Source organism: Bradyrhizobium sp. 141, from assembly GCF_023074055.1.
Classification (GTDB): Bacteria; Pseudomonadota; Alphaproteobacteria; order Rhizobiales; family Xanthobacteraceae; genus Bradyrhizobium.
In genome coordinates this window covers 133,852-150,362 of sequence record NZ_JADPKR010000064.1, presented here as the reverse complement: position 1 = coordinate 150,362, position 16,511 = coordinate 133,852, and the positions used below count along the sequence as shown (strand labels likewise).

14 protein-coding genes and 1 tRNA gene are annotated in these 16,511 nt (G+C 65.7%); 6 read left to right on the top strand and 9 right to left on the bottom strand.

Translation table 11 applies throughout. The features are described from left to right. Positions 1–86 precede the first annotated feature (86 nt). The gene (locus tag IVA81_RS18855) at positions 87–395 is read right to left on the bottom strand and encodes a hypothetical protein (RefSeq protein WP_247320847.1); all 309 of its coding nucleotides are present in this window, start codon (positions 393–395) and stop codon (positions 87–89) included. Positions 396–649: 254 nt separating this feature from the next. Here IVA81_RS18855 and IVA81_RS18850 point away from each other — a divergent pair, with 254 nt between their 5' ends. Beyond that, positions 650–1,690 carry a polysaccharide deacetylase family protein gene (locus tag IVA81_RS18850; protein WP_247320766.1) on the top strand — a complete coding sequence of 347 codons (1,041 nt, stop codon included), beginning with the start codon at positions 650–652 and terminating at the stop codon, positions 1,688–1,690. 136 nt (positions 1,691–1,826) lie between these two features. On the opposite strand, the gene IVA81_RS18845 is transcribed toward IVA81_RS18850, so the two are convergent. The 6 genes from IVA81_RS18845 to IVA81_RS18820 form a co-directional block, all read right to left on the bottom strand. Further along, the gene (locus IVA81_RS18845) at positions 1,827–2,219 is read right to left on the bottom strand and encodes a hypothetical protein (RefSeq protein ID WP_247320765.1); all 393 of its coding nucleotides are present in this window, start codon (positions 2,217–2,219) and stop codon (positions 1,827–1,829) included. Between the two features lie 108 nt (positions 2,220–2,327). Continuing rightward, positions 2,328–3,977 carry a hypothetical protein gene (locus IVA81_RS18840; RefSeq protein ID WP_247320763.1) on the bottom strand — a complete coding sequence of 550 codons (1,650 nt, stop codon included), beginning with the start codon at positions 3,975–3,977 and terminating at the stop codon, positions 2,328–2,330. 126 nt (positions 3,978–4,103) lie between these two features. Continuing rightward, positions 4,104–4,179 (bottom strand) — tRNA-Thr (locus IVA81_RS18835). A 100-nt stretch (positions 4,180–4,279) separates the two neighbouring features. Next, the gene (locus IVA81_RS18830; RefSeq protein ID WP_247320761.1) at positions 4,280–6,022 is read right to left on the bottom strand and encodes a heme biosynthesis HemY N-terminal domain-containing protein; all 1,743 of its coding nucleotides are present in this window, start codon (positions 6,020–6,022) and stop codon (positions 4,280–4,282) included. Between the two features lie 36 nt (positions 6,023–6,058). Then, positions 6,059–7,252, bottom strand: coding sequence for a hypothetical protein (locus IVA81_RS18825; RefSeq protein WP_247320758.1), 1,194 nt, complete (start codon positions 7,250–7,252; stop codon positions 6,059–6,061). 64 nt (positions 7,253–7,316) lie between these two features. Continuing rightward, positions 7,317–8,063 (bottom strand): uroporphyrinogen-III synthase, encoded by a 747-nt coding sequence (locus IVA81_RS18820; protein WP_247320756.1) that lies wholly within the window; start codon positions 8,061–8,063, stop codon positions 7,317–7,319. A 152-nt stretch (positions 8,064–8,215) separates the two neighbouring features. On the opposite strand from IVA81_RS18820, the gene tsaD reads away from it, so the two are divergent. The 3 genes from tsaD to IVA81_RS18805 all read left to right on the top strand — a co-directional run bounded on the left by tsaD (position 8,216) and on the right by IVA81_RS18805 (position 10,801). Continuing rightward, positions 8,216–9,289, top strand: a complete 1,074-nt coding sequence (tsaD, locus tag IVA81_RS18815; protein WP_247320754.1) for a tRNA (adenosine(37)-N6)-threonylcarbamoyltransferase complex transferase subunit TsaD — start codon at positions 8,216–8,218, stop codon at positions 9,287–9,289. Between the two features lie 2 nt (positions 9,290–9,291). Continuing rightward, positions 9,292–10,272 (top strand): NAD(P)H-dependent glycerol-3-phosphate dehydrogenase, encoded by a 981-nt coding sequence (locus IVA81_RS18810; RefSeq protein ID WP_247320752.1) that lies wholly within the window; start codon positions 9,292–9,294, stop codon positions 10,270–10,272. 115 nt (positions 10,273–10,387) lie between these two features. Further along, positions 10,388–10,801: an EVE domain-containing protein gene (locus tag IVA81_RS18805; RefSeq protein WP_247320750.1), complete on the top strand. Its 414-nt coding sequence runs from the start codon at positions 10,388–10,390 to the stop codon at positions 10,799–10,801. A gap of 101 nt (positions 10,802–10,902) precedes the next feature. Here the strand turns inward: IVA81_RS18805 and IVA81_RS18800 are convergent, their stop codons facing one another. Next, positions 10,903–11,982 carry an adenylate/guanylate cyclase domain-containing protein gene (locus tag IVA81_RS18800; RefSeq protein ID WP_247320740.1) on the bottom strand — a complete coding sequence of 360 codons (1,080 nt, stop codon included), beginning with the start codon at positions 11,980–11,982 and terminating at the stop codon, positions 10,903–10,905. A 101-nt stretch (positions 11,983–12,083) separates the two neighbouring features. On the opposite strand from IVA81_RS18800, the gene IVA81_RS18795 reads away from it, so the two are divergent. Beyond that, a complete protein-coding gene (locus tag IVA81_RS18795; RefSeq protein WP_247320738.1) occupies positions 12,084–12,539 on the top strand; it encodes an SRPBCC family protein in 456 nt (151 codons plus the stop codon). 105 nt (positions 12,540–12,644) lie between these two features. Here the strand turns inward: IVA81_RS18795 and IVA81_RS18790 are convergent, their stop codons facing one another. Beyond that, entirely contained in the window at positions 12,645–13,811 is a 1,167-nt protein-coding gene (locus IVA81_RS18790) for a DNA topoisomerase IB (RefSeq protein ID WP_247320736.1), read from the bottom strand. Positions 13,812–14,212: 401 nt separating this feature from the next. On the opposite strand from IVA81_RS18790, the gene acs reads away from it, so the two are divergent. Then, entirely contained in the window at positions 14,213–16,159 is a 1,947-nt protein-coding gene (gene acs / locus IVA81_RS18785) for an acetate--CoA ligase (RefSeq protein ID WP_247320734.1), read from the top strand. The last annotated feature ends 352 nt before the right edge of the window (positions 16,160–16,511 follow it).

The window sequence follows — 16,511 nt, the reverse complement described above, 5'->3', positions numbered from 1 at the left end:
AGAGTGCCGCCGCGTGGCCCCGGCTTGACGCCGGGGCACATCGCGAGGGGAGCTGAGCGGCACAACGATCGTTGTTGCGCGCGCTCTTATTGACTGTTCTGGGCGTCAGCGACCTTGCGCGACGCGCCCTTGGCCAGATCCTTGTCCATCACCGCGCGGCAGCCGGCGCTCAGATCCGAGCGGTGCTTCTTCATGCACGCCGTGATCTTCGGGATGTTGGGGATTTCCGACGAGCACAGGCGGAAGGCGTCGCCGGTGCACATCTGCTGCGCCTCGGAAGAGAAGGCGAAGCTTGCGCTCGTCGAAGCGATCGAAACGATGGCGGCAAAGCCCAGAGCCAGGCTGGTGTCGCGGATCCTGCTGGTAACCGACTTGGTGTTTAGAGACTTGGTCATTTGAAGCTCCCATTGGCGCCGTCGCAACGGCCCCGGTTGTTGATGGGAACCACGATGCTCCAGCAAAACAGTTTCCACTGTGATGATGGTCACGGGCGGCGCCCGACTGTGACCTCGGTCACTTTTGGTGCACCTCCCTGAAATTCCTCCACAACCGCCGTCGTGTTGGTGTCACGTTAACTGTTACTTCGCATTAATGGCTCGTCGCGCGGGAAATTCCGCCCCCTTTGGTTGCGTAATTGGAAAGATTAGCGATGCGTAATGCGTTGGGCCTGATGCTGGCCAGTGTAGTTGCGGCGGTCGTGATTGCCGCCGGCGGTTGGTTTTATTATTCCTCGCGCGCCGATCAGGCCGCTCCCAAGACAATTGCCGCCCGTGCCGCCGACCAATTGCCGGCACCGGCGAAGCTCGCCGCCAGGGATGACGTCGAGACCACCGCGACGATCGCGGCCAAGCCGGCGGCGGCACCGGCTCCCGCCCCCGCTATGCCCGTCCAGCCGAGACAAGCCTGCGCCAATCCGAACGCGCTGGGCGTCTCCCGCGTCGTGGAGATCGACACCACCGGCGGGCCGGGCTTCGGCTTCGAGCACTTCAAGCAGTTCGACTTTCTCACTGAGAAGGAGGTCGTGCTGACCTTCGACGACGGTCCGTGGCCGGTCAATACGCCCACGGTTCTGAAGGCACTCGCGGACGAATGCACAAAAGGCCTGTTCTTCTCGGTCGGCAAGCACGCGACCTATCATCCGGAAATCCTGAAACAGGTGCTGGCCCAGGGCCACACGGTCGGCACGCACACCTGGTCGCATGTCAACTTGAACAGCAAGAAGCTGACGGAGCAGCAGGTCAAGGACGAGGTCGAGAAGGGTTTTAGCGCGGTGAGATTTGCGCTCGGCACCAACCCGGCGCCGTTCTTTCGCTTCCCGCAGCTTCAGCACAATCCCGCGATGGTGGCCTATTTCGCCACCCGTAACGTCGCGATGTTCTCGACCGAAATCGACTCCTTCGATTTCAGGAAGGGTGCGACGCCGGAGAAGATCGTCGAGACCGTGATGACCAGGCTCGACAAGCTCGGCAAGGGCATCATCCTGATGCACGATTTCCAGAAGAATACCGGCCTGGCCATGCCGACGCTGCTCGCGCGGCTCAAGGCCGGCGGCTACAAGGTCGTGCAGATGAAGGCCAAGACGACCTTCCAGACGCTGCCGGAATATGACGAGGCTCTGCTGAAGGACTTGAAGGTGCCGACCTCCAGCGCGCGTCCGATCGCAAGCGTGGTGCAGACGGTTTCGCAGTAAGCTCTAGTGATCCGTCAAACTTTTGCGTCATGGCCGGGCTTGTCCCGGCCATCCACGTTTTTGGAGCAGGGGCGAAGACGTGGATGCCCGGGTCAAGCCCGGGCATGACGGCGAGATTGGGGTACAGGTCCGCGGCTCACCAATAGATGCCGTGACGGTGCAGCTCGCTGATGATGCGGCGCTCGGTCCAACTACGCTTGGGCTTCGGCTTGTCTGCCCTCGCCGTGGACTTGGTGGCGGGCTTGGTCGTCGTGACCGGCGCGACGCTCGTCGTAGGCGTGGTTACGGTCGAAGTGGTCGCCGCCGGCGCAGAGAGCGACACCGCCGGCGGACGATCGGAATATTTCGGCGCCTCGGTGGCTGGCGCAGTTTCGCTTACCTGCGCCGTGGTGGTGGTCGCCGACGTCGGCGTGGACAGTGGAGCGGCGGTCTGAGCGCCCGCCGCCGACAGCGACAGGCTGCGCGAGCCGTCTGCCTGGGCAGATGCGGAAGCCAGGACCATGGCGGCAACCAGAATGATCTTGCGCATATGAAATCTCCCCGTGTTGGCGTGACCGGGACATTACGGGCGACGTGCCTGACGTTAAGTGACCGGCCTCACACAGCCGCCGCGCGATTTCGAACCGGCCGGCTGCGATCAACACCCGCGCCGATAGACCCGCAAGCTCACGTCCGGAAAGCTCATGCTGTCGAGCAGGCAGACGTTCTTCTCCGCGTCCATGCGGGCGATGAGCTCATCGCCGACGCGCGGGCCGACCAGCGTATGCTGGATCGAGCTCGAGACGACGAGGATCTCCGACCGCAACAACGCGTCGCCCGTTTCCTGCGCGCTCCGATAATAAAGCTCGTTGCGTATGACGAGATTCATCTTCGCTTGCGCAGCGTATAGCTGGATCGTCGCCGACGTCACCGGATAAGGGCTCGAGAAGCCGACATAGAGCGGGCCGGGCGTTTTCGGCTTGATCTCGCGCAGCAATGACCAGAGCCGCCCGGTCGCAAGGCGGATGCTCTCCTGCTGCTGCGCGCTCAGCGGCGTCGCAGTGCTGATTTGACCCATGACGACGTGCCTGAGAAAGAGCTGGAGAACAAATGCGAGCGCCAGCACCCGGCCGGCCGTTAGCAGGTAGCGGCGGATGTCGTTGCGGAGACCGAAGCGGACGAGCAGCTCTTCGATGAGCGCCAGACTGGCGCACCCATTGAGAACCATCGCGACGATGAACAGGCCATAGAACATCGCGCCGAAATAGTAGGTCTTGATCGCCGCGACGGAGGGAATTGCATAGGCGATCAGCACGGCCGCGAGCAGAACGACCGCGTCGCGCAGCGCGGCGCTTCCGTGAATGGCCGCGAGCACCAGGCGCAGCAGCATCAGGCCCGCCCCGATGGCGAGCCAATAATGCAGGCCGAACTGACCTTCGCCGCCGATCGAGAAGCGCAGTAAACCGGCCGAGAAACTTTCGCCTGTCGTCCAGAGGTCGCGCTGACCGACGAAAACGTGAAGGATGTAGGTGACGGTCTCGACCAGAGCAGGCCCGATCAAGAGGGCCGTTGTCGCAATCAGCGGCAGCACGAACCACAGCAGCGCACCGAGCGCCTTGCGGATCGAGGTCCGCAATCCGCCCGCCTCCAGGCAATCGACGAACAGCCGGATCGCAAATGAACTGCCGAGCAGAGCGAGCGTGGCAAAGAACGCGGTCGGCTTGATGCTGACAGCCAGTGCGCAGGCAACGCCGAGACCGGCCAGGGCGCGTGCGCCGCGATCGAGCACGCCGCGGGATACGATCGCCCCGGCAGCAAGGCCGATGAAAAGACCTGAGGGCAGATCTGGTCGCGCCTCGGTCACCGTGTGCCACAGCACCGGTACGCAAGAGACCGCAATCAGGCACACCGCGATCTCGAGCACAGGCCGCCGCCACGTCAGCCAGACGATCCCGAGCAGAAATGCAAAGACCACCACGGCGTGGATGAGATAAGGCCCGATGAAGCTGCCGGGAAACAGCACAAGCCCTGTGAGCGCCACCATCGTCGAAAACGGCGCGTGGTCGTGAAGCAGATTCCAGACACTGGCGACGATGCTCTGGTCTTCGACCGCATTCATCCACCTGATGGCGTCCAGAAAATAGGAGACGTCGTCATAAAGCGGAGGAACGGACAACCGCCCGTGCAGCTGTGAGGCTTCGAGCGATCTCGCGGCGACAACGGCGGTGATGCCGGCGGCGAGAATGACCAGGCCGGAGATCCGCAGCCATGCGTTCCAATCCGTCCTGGCCCTCGTCTCCGTACCCACCACTTGCCCCGCTGCACGCATTTTATCGGCAGCGCATCGTAGTGACACAAGGGCGGAGCGCAACGCGCGCGAGCCGGCCTCGGTGAGCAGAGCGCAGGCTTGTGAGGATTGGATCAATCGAGGCGCTGGTGCCGCAAGAGGGATTCGAACCCCCGACCCCGTCATTACGAATGACGTGCTCTACCAACTGAGCTATTGCGGCGAACCCTGCCGGAGTCCGGACGAAGCCGGCCCCGATACGCGCGCTCCTGATATCGGGCATGGCCCGAATTGGCAAGGACAAGGCGGGTTCGAAATGCGGCTCACGCGCCCCAGCGGGACCAGAATCCACGCCAGCCCCCGGCCTGGGCCTTGGGCGTGCCGATTTGTTCCGTAAATTCATCGCTCGGACCCTCGTCATCAATCCCGGGATCGTCTGGAGCCCGGACGATCGGGATGACTGCGGGAATCGGTGCTACCGCGGGTTTGCCGAGGTCAGCACGGGCCCTGAACACCGGTGTTGCCGCTGGGGACGTTGATTCGGCGGGCTCGGGCGTCGGTTGGACCGGTTCGGCAGGCGCGACTGCCGGCTCTTCTTTGGCAATCAGGGGTGAATTGTCCTGAGCGGCCGGCGCTGGGGCTGGAGCTGGAGCTGTCACCGTCGGTTCCACTTGGCTTTCGCTTGGGGCCGCCGTCACCCGCTTCGGCGGCGGGGCCGCCAGCATGGCCTCCTCGAAGGCCGAGGATTCGATCGTGGCGCCCCTGTCCGAAGGCAGGCTCGCAACCGGCGTCTGCCACTGGAACGCATCGAGGCGGCCGGTGACCGGGGAGACCGGGCGCCAGCGGTCGCTGACATAACCGTCCGCAGTCCAGGCCGGATCGTGACGGGCGCGCACCGCGCGCAGGGTCCAGGCGCGGGCGCGGCCGCCGTCGCCGTGCTCGGTGCGCTCGATCTCGGCCATCAGCAGCGCGACGCGCTGGGTCGGATCGCTGACATAGGGCGCCAGCACCTCGCGCGCGCGGGCGAACTCGGAGGCGTCGATCGCGGCACGCGCGATTGCGATCTGACCCTCGATATGGCCGGCCTTGTCGGCAGGCGTCTTGGCCGCAAGCGTCTCGACGCGCTGCAAGCGGTGCCAGGCGGTATCGCCGAGCTTCACATGTGCATAGGCGTCGGCGAGATCGGGATGCGGGTTGGCGAGCCAGGCGGCCTCGACCAGCTTCATGGCGCGGCGCACCTGATGCGCCTCGCTCTCGAATTTTGCGGCAAGCACCGCGGCGGGCACCAGGGTCGGCGCAAGCTTGATCGCTTCCATCGCGCTCTCGCGCGCGACGTCGCGGTCCATGGTTTGCAGTTCCAGCGCTCGTGCGGTGAGCAGCACACCGCGCTGGCGGCGATAGGCCGACTTGTCGATCAGGCCCGCGGACAGATTCGAATCGAGGATCGCGAGCGCGCCGCTCCAGTCGCCGCGCGCGCAGCGAAAGCCGAGCACCGCATGCGAGGCCCAGGTCGAGGACGGCGACAGCTTGATCGCCTCCTCCGCGATCATCACGGCGCCGACCGCATCGTCGGCGCGCTGCGCCTCGATGAACAGGCCGCGCAGGCCGAGCAGGCGCGTATCCTCGCGCTCGGCCATGGCGCGGAAGACGCGCTGCGCCTCGTCGCGATTGCCTTCGAGCTGCGCCGACTGCGCATGCAGCAGCAGCGCGAGCGGATCATTCGGGGCATGCCGCCGCGCCGCCACGGCGTGACGGCGGGCGAGCGCAGTGTCGCCATGACCGATCGCGAGCAGGCCGTGGGTGATGGCGTGACGGCCGCGGGCGTGGCGCTTGTCGTGGCGGCGACGGCGCATGCGGCCCGGCAATCGCCATGTCGCGGTCAGGATGCTCCAGAGCAGGACGATCGCAACGGCGAAGACGCCGAGAAGGAGCACGAACACCGGAATGGTCGGCGAGGCGCGCCAGCCGCCCCAGGTCATGACGACTTCGCCGGGCTGATCGGCAACCCAGGCGGCGCCGGCCGCCGCCAGCGCAATCAGGACGAGGAAGAGGACGATGCGAAGCATGGCGATCCCTATTACGCGCCGATTGTTGCGCGAATCTTATTGAGCAGATTTGGCGAGATCCGCCATGGCATCGTCGGCGAATTTGCGGGAGGCGGCGAGCGCAGCGTCGCGGGCATCGGCCTTGTCGAGCCAGGCCTGTGCAGGCGCGCGATCGGCCTCCGGCAGCGTCTTGAGCTCGCGCCGCGCTTCCACGAAATCATTGCGAAGTGCCGCGGCCGTCACCCGCGTGACGATGGCGCCGCGATCGTTACCGACGCCATCGGTGCGCTCGATGCGCACGAGTTTCGATGCTCCTGCCTGGAGACGCTCGACAATGCCCGTGCCGCTGGGCTGAGCTTCAGCCGGCGGCGACAGTTTCGGCACGATGTTGAGGAGCTCGCGGCTCAGCGCGACCGGCGTCGGGATGCCCGACGATGCAAACGTATCGAGCGGCTTCAGCATGTCAGGCTTGGCGGCGAGCGAACGCGCCGCGGACAGCTGCGACTGATAGGGGTCGCCATGGCGAACGGCGACGTCGAGCAGGGCCGCCGCCACCACAAAGCGCAGCGGCTTGTCATCCATCGCTTTTGCGTCGGCGATCTTCTCGCCCTGCTGCGCGAGCTCGGCACGTTCGGACTTGCTGGCTCGCTCGAGCTGCGCGATGCGATCGTTGAGGGCGGCGAGGTCAGACGCGGCCGTGGCGGGCGTCGATTTCGCATCGTTCAATGCGCTCGCGGTCTTGTCTGACTGCGTACGCAGATTGGCGACGTCGCTGCGCAAGCTGGTTGCGGACTTCTCCAGTGCGTCGATCCGCGCCGCCATGGCCGGATCGGCGGTGGGCTTGCCGGCCCTGGCTTCGACCGCCGCAACGCGGCCGTTCAGCGCATCGACAGAGGCGCTGGTGACTTGCGGGGTGGCCGGCGGCGCCTGCACCGCCGGCCAGCCCAGCATCCAGCCGACCGCGATCACGACCGCCGCCGCAACGACGCCGGAGAACGGCGCGATGACCCAGGGCGAAATCGACGACGCGGGAGCCTGCGCTTCGATGCGCTCCGGCTCTGCGTCAACCTGGTCGGATTTTGCCTGCTCAGGCTCGGCGTGTTCCGGCGCCGGCGCGGCCTCGGGCTCGACCGCCGCCTCCTGCGGCTGGGTCGAGACTTCGGTGGCTTCGAGGTCGATGGTGGGCGGCGTGCGCTTGGCACGACCAGCGTCGGGCGCCAATCCTGCGTCTTCAGGCTTGTCGTCGGCCATCGTGACGGTTCCTCACACTTCCATACCAGGACGGACTCAATTGCGTCGGATTCGGCCCGATCTCTTACGCCAAACGGGTGCGCAACGCACGCTCCAAGGTGGCAAATAAGGCATTTTCGTCCGGTGTCGCGGCGACCAGAACCTGCGACGCGCCGGCATCGCGCAGCGCACTCGCAACCGTCTCGGACAGGCAGCATTGCGGTATCGCCAGCGCCGAGATTTCGACACCTTCATCCCTCGCCGCATCCAGGAACGCCCGGGCGCTGCGCTGGGAGTAGTGCAGCACCGCTTCGACCCCGTGGGCGGCAAAGCCCTCGCAGACCTCGCGCGGCAGATGCTTGACCGGCGTCATGCGGTAGGTCGTTCGCGTGACCACGGAGAAGCCCTCCGCGGCGAGCTCGCCGCCGAGGTCGCGCGACAAATCCGCGCCCGCGAGATACAGCAGCGTGCTCTTTTTCTTCAGCACCTTGTCGCGCGCAGCCTGCATCACCCTGTCCCGCAACGACGCGCCATCGCCGCCGGCGACGATCACCTCGGCAAAGCCGGCGTCGCGCGCCGCAGCAGCCGTATGTTCGCCGACCGCAAACAGCGGCAGCTCCAGCAGACCAAGGTCCCGCAATTGTGGTGCGACGGCACGGATCGCGTTGGCCGATGTGACGAGGATGGCGCCGTAGGGTGCTTCACTTTCGTCATGAAAGGCGACCGGCTCGAACTTGAGCGCCGGCGCAAGCAGCACCGCATGCCCCCGCGCGCGCAGACTTTCCGCCGTCGCCGCATTGTCGGGATGCGGCCGTGTGACAAGAATGGACATCGCTGGTGTTCCCGAACCACTTGGCGGTGAGGCATGACGAGGGCGGCTTGCTTCGTGACGATTGCGCAATCTGGCCCCGGAATGCTACCGGACGTACCAGAACTCTGCTTTCCGGATGAGCGCAAGGGCGCAAATTGGATAACAATTCGCCAATGCTGGTACTGGGCATCGAGACAACCTGCGACGAGACTGCCGCGGCCGTGATCGAGCGCGCGGGCGACGGCGGCGGCAAGATCCTGTCCAACATCGTGCGGTCGCAGATCGAGGAGCACGCCCGCTTCGGCGGCGTGGTGCCGGAGATTGCCGCTCGCGCCCATGTCGACCTGCTCGACGGCATCGTCGATCGCGCCATGCGCGAGGCCGGCATCGGATTTGCCCAGCTCAATGGCGTCGCGGCCGCCGCGGGGCCGGGCCTGATCGGCGGCGTCATCGTCGGGCTCACCACCGCGAAAGCGATCGCGATGGTGCACGACACGCCGCTGGTCGCGGTGAACCATCTGGAGGCGCATGCGCTGACGCCACGCCTCACCGATGGAATCGAGTTTCCCTATTGCCTGTTCCTCGCCTCCGGCGGCCATACCCAGATCGTCGCGGTCACCGGCGTCGGAGAATATGTGCGGCTCGGCACCACCGTCGACGACGCGATTGGCGAGGCCTTCGACAAGGTCGCGAAGATGCTGGGCCTGCCCTATCCCGGCGGCCCGCAGGTCGAGCGCGAGGCGGCAAGCGGCGATCCTACGCGCTTTGCGTTTCCGCGGCCGATGCAGGGACGCCCTGATGCCAATTTCTCGCTGTCGGGATTAAAGACGGCGGTGCGCAGCGAAGCGAGCCGGCTCGCTGAGATCACGCCGCAGGACATCAGCGATCTCTGCGCGAGCTTTCAGGCCGCCGTGCTCGATTCGACCGCCGATCGGCTGAGCGTCGGTCTCAAGCTTTTCCGCGAGCACTTCGGCGCGCCGCGCGCCCTGGTCGCAGCCGGCGGCGTCGCCGCCAATCAGGCGATCCGCGGCGCCCTCGATGAGGTTGCAAGGCGAGCCGGAACGCAATTGATCATGCCGCCGCCCGCCCTCTGCACTGACAACGGCGCGATGATCGCCTGGGCCGGCGCCGAGCGCCTCGCGCTCGGCATGACCGACACGATGGAAGCCCAGCCCCGCGCGCGGTGGCTGCTCGATGCGAACGCAACAGCGCCGGCAGGCTACGGCAAGACGCGGGCGGGGTTCTAACCATGGCCCCGTTCCAATCCGTCGCGGTGATCGGCGCGGGCGCCTGGGGCACGGCGCTGGCGACTGTCGCAGCACGGGCAGGGCGGAGCGTCACGCTCTGGGCACGCAATGCCGAGCATGCCGCGCGGATCGCCTCGACCCGCGACAACCCGCGGCTCCCCGGTGTGCAGATCGCTCCGGAGATCGTCGTCACAAACGATCTGGCGCTCGCCGCGCGCGCGGACGTGCTGCTGATCGCAGCGCCGGCGCAGCATGTCCGCAGCGCGGTCAACATGCTGGCGTCGCATCTGCCGAGGTCGGCACCGATCATCGCCTGCGCCAAGGGCATCGAGCACGGCACCCACAAATTCATGACTGACGTGATTGCGGAAGCCGCGCCCCACGCCCAACCGGCCATTCTGTCGGGCCCGAGCTTTGCCGACGATGTCGCGCGGAGCCTGCCGACCGCGGTGACGCTGGCGGCAGGCGATGAGACCTTGGCGAGCGCGCTCGTCCGGGCACTGGGCTCGCCGACGTTCCGTCCCTATCACTCCACCGACATTCGCGGCGTCGAGATCGGCGGCGCGGCCAAGAACGTGCTGGCGATTGCGGTCGGGATCGCGGTCGGGCGCAAGCTCGGCGCTTCCGCCCAGGCTGCGCTCACCACGCGCGGCTTTGCTGAGCTCACGCGTCTCGGCCGCGCCATGGGGGCGCGCGGCGAAACGCTCACGGGCCTGTCCGGCCTCGGTGATCTCATTCTGACCTGCTCGAGCCCGCAATCACGCAACTTCGCCCTTGGCCTCGCACTCGGCCGCGGCGAGCAGCCGCCCGCCGGCAAGCTTGCCGAGGGCGAATTCACTGCGCCGGTGCTGATCGAACTCGCAGCTTCGCAAAACATCGAGATGCCGGTATCAGAAGCGGTCGCGTCGATCTTGAGCGGCCGGAGCACGATCGACGCCGCGATCTCCGGGTTGTTGACGCGCCCCTTCAAGGCAGAGGAATGACGTCTTCTCGTCATGCCCGCGCTTGTCGCGGGCATCCACGTCTTGATATTGGATTGATGGCAGAGACGTGGATGGCCGGGACAAGCCCGGCCATGACGAATGGATAGGGCGCGCAATGAATTACTGGCTGGTGAAATCCGAACCATCGGTGTGGTCCTGGGATCAGCAGGTGGCAAAGGGCGCCAAGGGCGAGGCCTGGACCGGCGTGCGCAATTACACCGCGCGCCAGAACCTCGTCGCCATGAAGAAGGGCGACAAGGCATTCTTCTATCATTCCAACGAGGGCAAGGAGATCGTCGGCATCGCGGAGGTCGTCAAGGAGGCCTATCCGGACCCGACCGACAAGACCGAGAAATTCGTCTGCGTCGACATCAAGGCCGACAAGCCGCTGAAGAATCCGGTGACGATGGCGGCAATCAAGGCCGAGAAGAAACTCGCCGACATGGCGCTGGTGAAATATTCACGCCTCTCGGTGCAGCCGGTGACCGCGGAGGAGTGGAAGTTCGTCTGCAAGATGGGTGGAATGTAGCAGCTGCCGTAGCCCGGATGGAGCGAAGCGCAATCCGGGAAAGTCTCCATGTCGCACGATCCCGGATTACGCTTCGCTCCATCCGGGCTACGATGCCCAGGCTATGCCTCCGGCAGTGCAAACACCTCGCATGGCGCGGCAATACCGCGCAGCGAATGCGACCCGAACGCGACCAGCGGCATGTCCGTTTCCGCCGCCAGCGCGCCCGACACCAGCACGGTCCGCCCCAACGGCTTGCACAATCCTTCGAGGCGGCTGGCGAGGTTGACGGCGGGACCGATCGCCGTGAAATCGAGCCGGTTGGCCGCGCCGATATTGCCCCAGAGCATCTCACCAAGATGAAGCGCGGCACCGAACGCCAGCGGCGGCAGGCCCTTGCCGCCGCGCTCCGCGTTGAGATAGGCCATGCCAGCTTCGGCTGCGCCTGCGGCACGCAGAGCGGCCTCGCAGGCGCGGCGCGGCGATGCCTCGACCACCGGAAAGATCGCGAGCACGCCGTCGCCGATGAATTTCAGCACCTCGCCGCCGAAGGCGTGGACGGCGCCTGCGATGCGATCGAACCAGGCGTCGAGCGCGGCGATGACCTCGCCAGGCGGTGAGGCTTCCGAGAGGCTCGTGAAATTGCGCAAATCCGCATAGAGCAACGCGGCCTGAATGGTCTCGCCGAGATCGCGCCGCAACGGTGCCGCCAGCACCCGTTCGGCGCTGCGCTTGCCGAGATACGCATCCAGCGTTGCCCGCAACGTGGCGCGCGCGGCGAGCACGGCGAGTGGCGTCGCAGCAAAACGGGCGGCCTGGCGCAATTGCCCGATCTCGTTTGCAGTGAACGGGCGCGGCGCGATCCAGCCGAGCAGCGGCCCATCTGGCCGTCCGACGATGTCTTCGTGCACTTCGCCGCGCGCGATGTCGCGCAACCAGCGGCGACCGGCATCGTTCGGCGGATCCGGTGCGAGGCCGCCAGGCGCGAAGCCGAGTGCTTCGATCACCTGGCCGCTGTCAGCACGCCACAGCCAAGTCCGCTTCGCGATCAGCGGATGCGGCACCTCCAGCGTCAGGGCGCCCGCCGCGAGCGGCACGCCGTCGGCGACCAGACGGGCACCGAGTTCGGCGAGCAGGCGATCAGCTCCGGCACTATCCGAGGCGGCATCGACAAGCCAGGCGAGGGTCGGGGAGAGCTGCATGGTTCGATCATGACGAAGGCGGGCCGGGTTTGTCACGGGCAATCCTTGACGAGCCGCTTTGGCGCCGCCATCTGCCAGTGTCAGCGAAGGGATGATTCCCGATGACCGAACCGTTCATGGTGCGACGCGAGACCCAGATCGCAGCTCCACGCGCCACCGTTTTCGCTTACCTGACTGACCCCGAGAAGATCCTGAGCTGGATGGGCTCGGACGCGACCACCGAGCCGCATCCCGGCGGGCTCTATCTGCTCAAGGGCGTCGGCCCGCGCGGCGGCGTCGCGCGCGGTGCATTTCGTGAGGTCGTGCCGGTGCACCGCCTTGCCTACACGTTCGGCTGGGACGGCGGCCAGGAAGTGCCGCCAGGCTCGAGCCTGATCGAGATCGATCTGATCGAACGCGACGGCGGCACGCTGCTGCGCATGACCCATAGCGGCCTGCCGACCGCAGAACAGGCCGCCGCGCACGCAACGGGGTGGGCGCATTATCTCGGACGGCTTACGATCGCAGCGGCTGGCAACGATCCTGGTCCGGACAAGGGTGTCTCGACCAAGTCGTAGGTTTCGTAGGGTGGGCAAAGCGCAGCGTGCCCACGCATTTTTCGTGATCGAGAGAAATGGTGGGCACGGCGCAAGGGCGCCTTTGCCCACCCTACGGCAGTGTCGTTACACCGCGGCGGTCGCGACCACCTGCGCCAGAAGCTGCTCGCGCCGCGCCTGCGAGCGCTGGCCCTTCATGGTCGCGGCAAAGCGTTCGAGGATGCCGTCCTCGAACGCGGTGACGATGGTGTCGTGAACGTAGCTCTTGCGGCAGATCGCCGGCGTGTTCGAGAGCTTGTCCGCAGCGGCGCGGATCGCCTCCAGCACCTGCTTCTTGCGGCCGCGCTGGCTGGTCGCCGGCGTGATCCGCGACAAGGATTCCACGACGACGGCAGACGCCATCAGCGTACGAAAGTCCTTCAACGAGATCTTGATGCCGGCGATTTCCCGCAAGAACGCGTTCACCTGCGTGGTGCTGACCGCGCGTACGATGCCGTAGGCATCGCGATACTGGAACATGCGCTTGCCCGGGACGGCCTGCAAAATGCCGATGGCGCGCACCAGCTTGGCCGCGTCGCACTCCTTGCGCACCGCCTTGCCGCCCTTCGCCTTGAAGGTCAGCACGAAGCAATCGTCTTCCAGCGTCACGTTGGACTTCAGCAGCGTGGTCGCGCCGCGGGTGCCGTTGAGGCGGGCATAGGATTCGTTGCCGGGTCGGATCGCGGTGCGGGCGATCAGCTCGATCACGGCCGAGAGCGCAAATTCACGGGTCGGCTCATCGCCCGAGAGGAACGCCGAGACCTTGCGCCGGATCTTTGGCAGCGCGCCGACGAGCTTTTCCAGGCGATGCGCCTTGCGGTGCTCGCGAACTTTCTCCCAATCGGCGTGATAGCGATATTGCAGCCGGCCCGCGGCATCGCGCCCCACCGCCTGGAGATGCGAGCTCGGATCGGCCGAGTAGCGCACCTCGCGATAGGCCGGTGGCACCGCCATGGCGTGCAGCCGGCGAATGGTGCGTGCGTCGCGGATATGTGCGCCGTTCCGACGGACGAAGGAATAGCCCTTGCCGCGCTTGATGCGGCGGATGGTCAGCTCGTTCTGGTCGCCGAGCCGCAGGCCGAGCTCCTTGGCGAGCGCTTCGACCGTCGCCAGCGCGGAATCGAAGGTCTTTTTGGGGCTGGGACGCCTGAAACCGGCCGGTTTCGGCCATTGTCCAAGGGCTTCGGCCAATGCAATAGCGGCAGGATCGGCTGAAGCGGGCCGTATCGTCCCGAGATTCTGCTGATCCATCATAGTCTTATGCCTTAGCCCTGTCTGTTATCGGTCAATGCCGGTGTTCTGATTTTTGTTCCGAGGGGTCTCTTTGGACCCGGGTTGGCCATTTAGGGTGTTCCGAACCGTATTGCGAGTCCCGAATCAGTGAGAGATGGTTCCTAAATACCTCTAGTGATGCATGAGGCCTCTGCGCAGGCCTGTTCCGTGGATCTGAGTAAAGACCCGAAAGCCGCGCCCTGGCCTGTTTCAGATCTGCGACAATCGCGCCAGGTGGCCTTGATCCTCCGCATGGCCGACGGCCCGCCGAAGGTCCAGCTTGTGCTCCTTGTCGGGCGCGGTTAGCCCGACGCATAATCAGTCAAGGATCAAGTCGGCTCGCCAATCGCTAGCGGTCGGCCTGCCGTATGTGGAGGGAAAGCATGTCCGAGAAGATCTACGACGTCCCCGCGGAGTGGGCGCAGCGAGCCTGGGTCGACCAGGCCAAGTACAAGGAGATGTACGCTCGCTCGATCTCGGATCCCCATGGTTTCTGGGCGGAGCAGGCCAAGCGCATCGCCTGGATGAAGGCGCCGACGAAAATCGAGAACGTCTCCTTCGCGCCGGGCAACATCTCGATCAAATGGTTCGAGGACGGCGTCCTCAACGTTGCCCAGAACTGCATCGACCGGCATCTGCACACGCGCGGCAACCAGACCGCGATCATCTGGGAAGGCGACGATCCCTCGCAGTCAAAGCACATCACCTATCAGGAGCTGCACGACGAAGTCTGCCGGATGGCCAACATCCTGCGCACTCGCAACGTCAAAAAGGGCGACCGCGTCACCATCTACCTGCCAATGATTCCGGAAGCGGCCTATGCGATGCTCGCCTGCGCACGCATCGGCGCTGTTCATTCCGTGGTGTTCGCGGGCTTCTCGCCGGACAGCCTCGCCCAGCGCATCAATGACTGCCAATCCAAGGTCATCATCACCGCGGACGAAGGCCTGCGCGGCGGCAAGAAGGTGCCGCTGAAGGCCAATGTCGACGCGGCGCTCGCCAAGGCCGACGGCGTCGACTGGGTCGTCGTGGTCAAGCGCACCGGCGGCAAGGTCGACATGAACCCGACGCGCGACCTCTGGTATCACGAGGCGGCGGCCATGGTGACGACGGAATGCCCGGTCGAGCACATGCACGCCGAGGACCCGCTGTTCATCCTCTACACCTCGGGCTCGACAGGCCAGCCCAAGGGCGTGCTGCACACCTCCGCCGGCTATCTCGTGTTCGCCTCGATGACGCATCAATACGTCTTCGACTATCACGACGGCGACATCTATTGGTGCACCGCCGACGTCGGCTGGGTCACCGGTCACAGCTACATCCTTTACGGGCCGCTGGCGAACGGCGCGACCACGTTGATGTTCGAAGGCGTGCCGAATTACCCGGACAATTCCAGGTTCTGGAACGTCATCGACAAGCACAAGGTCAACATCTTCTACACCGCGCCGACCGCGATCCGCGCGCTGATGCAGTCCGGCGACGAGCCGGTGAAGAAGACCTCGCGCGCGAGCCTCCGCCTGCTCGGCTCGGTTGGCGAACCCATCAATCCGGAAGCCTGGGAATGGTATCACCGCGTCGTCGGCGACGACCGCTGCCCGATCGTCGATACGTGGTGGCAGACCGAGACCGGCGGCATCCTGATCACGCCGCTGCCGGGCGCGACCAAGCTGAAGCCCGGCTCGGCGACGCAGCCGTTCTTCGGCGTGGTCCCCGAAATCGTCGATGCCGACGGCAAGGTGCTGGAAGGCGAGACATCAGGCAATCTCTGCCTCACCCGCTCATGGCCGGGCCAGATGCGCACGGTCTATGGCGACCATGCCCGCTTCGAGCAGACCTATTTCTCGACCTACAAGGGCAAGTACTTCACCGGCGACGGCTGCCGGCGCGACGCCGACGGCTATTACTGGATCACCGGCCGCGTCGACGACGTCATCAACGTCTCCGGCCATCGCATGGGCACCGCGGAAGTCGAGAGCGCGCTGGTGGCGCATGAGAAAGTCTCGGAGGCTGCAGTGGTCGGCTTCCCGCACGACATCAAGGGCCAGGGCATCTACGCCTATGTCACCCTGATGGCCGGCGTCGAACCGACCGAGGACCTGCGCAAGGAGCTCGTCACCTGGGTGCGCAAGGAGATCGGCCCGATCGCCTCGCCCGACCAGATCCAGTTCGCGCCGGGCCTGCCCAAGACCCGCTCCGGCAAGATCATGCGCCGCATCCTGCGCAAGATCGCCGAGGATGAGCCGGGCAGCCTCGGCGACACCTCGACCCTGGCCGATCCCGCAGTGGTCGATGATCTCGTCAAGAACCGGCAGAACAAGAAGTCGGCGTAAGAGAACTCTCGTGCCCCGGACGCAGCGCAGCGCGCACTTGCGCGGTGCGCTGCAGAGCCGGGGTCCACGCAGCGACGGAACGTGTGGCTCCTGGGTCCCGGCTCTGCGCAGCAACGCGTCCGCGCCAACGCCATCGAAACAACAGCCGTTCACATCCTCACGCTCTTGTCAGAGCACGCGGCGGCGCGCCCGCATCTTTCCCGTCGAGTGTTGTTTTCAGGTCATTTACTTTATTTCGAACATTTCCTTTGTTCCCCCTGCTGGCCGGCCCTCCGTGGCCGCGTTTGGAAACCATCCGGTTAACGGGCGCGGTTAAGAATGTCCCTCAGAAGGACTTGGCGCGCGGCGGCAA

Coding starts and splice junctions, on each gene's coding strand:
- IVA81_RS18810 (WP_247320752.1), top strand. CDS start 9,292: ATGGCCCCGTTCCAATCCGTCGCGGTGATCGGCGCGGGCGCCTGGGGC.
- IVA81_RS18805 (WP_247320750.1), top strand. CDS start 10,388: ATGAATTACTGGCTGGTGAAATCCGAACCATCGGTGTGGTCCTGGGAT.
- IVA81_RS18795 (WP_247320738.1), top strand. CDS start 12,084: ATGACCGAACCGTTCATGGTGCGACGCGAGACCCAGATCGCAGCTCCA.
- tsaD (WP_247320754.1), top strand. CDS start 8,216: ATGCTGGTACTGGGCATCGAGACAACCTGCGACGAGACTGCCGCGGCC.
- IVA81_RS18800 (WP_247320740.1), bottom strand. CDS start 11,982: ATGCAGCTCTCCCCGACCCTCGCCTGGCTTGTCGATGCCGCCTCGGAT.
- acs (WP_247320734.1), top strand. CDS start 14,213: ATGTCCGAGAAGATCTACGACGTCCCCGCGGAGTGGGCGCAGCGAGCC.
- IVA81_RS18845 (WP_247320765.1), bottom strand. CDS start 2,219: ATGCGCAAGATCATTCTGGTTGCCGCCATGGTCCTGGCTTCCGCATCT.
- IVA81_RS18825 (WP_247320758.1), bottom strand. CDS start 7,252: ATGGCCGACGACAAGCCTGAAGACGCAGGATTGGCGCCCGACGCTGGT.
- IVA81_RS18790 (WP_247320736.1), bottom strand. CDS start 13,811: ATGATGGATCAGCAGAATCTCGGGACGATACGGCCCGCTTCAGCCGAT.
- IVA81_RS18830 (WP_247320761.1), bottom strand. CDS start 6,022: ATGCTTCGCATCGTCCTCTTCCTCGTCCTGATTGCGCTGGCGGCGGCC.
- IVA81_RS18820 (WP_247320756.1), bottom strand. CDS start 8,063: ATGTCCATTCTTGTCACACGGCCGCATCCCGACAATGCGGCGACGGCG.
- IVA81_RS18855 (WP_247320847.1), bottom strand. CDS start 395: ATGACCAAGTCTCTAAACACCAAGTCGGTTACCAGCAGGATCCGCGAC.
- IVA81_RS18850 (WP_247320766.1), top strand. CDS start 650: ATGCGTAATGCGTTGGGCCTGATGCTGGCCAGTGTAGTTGCGGCGGTC.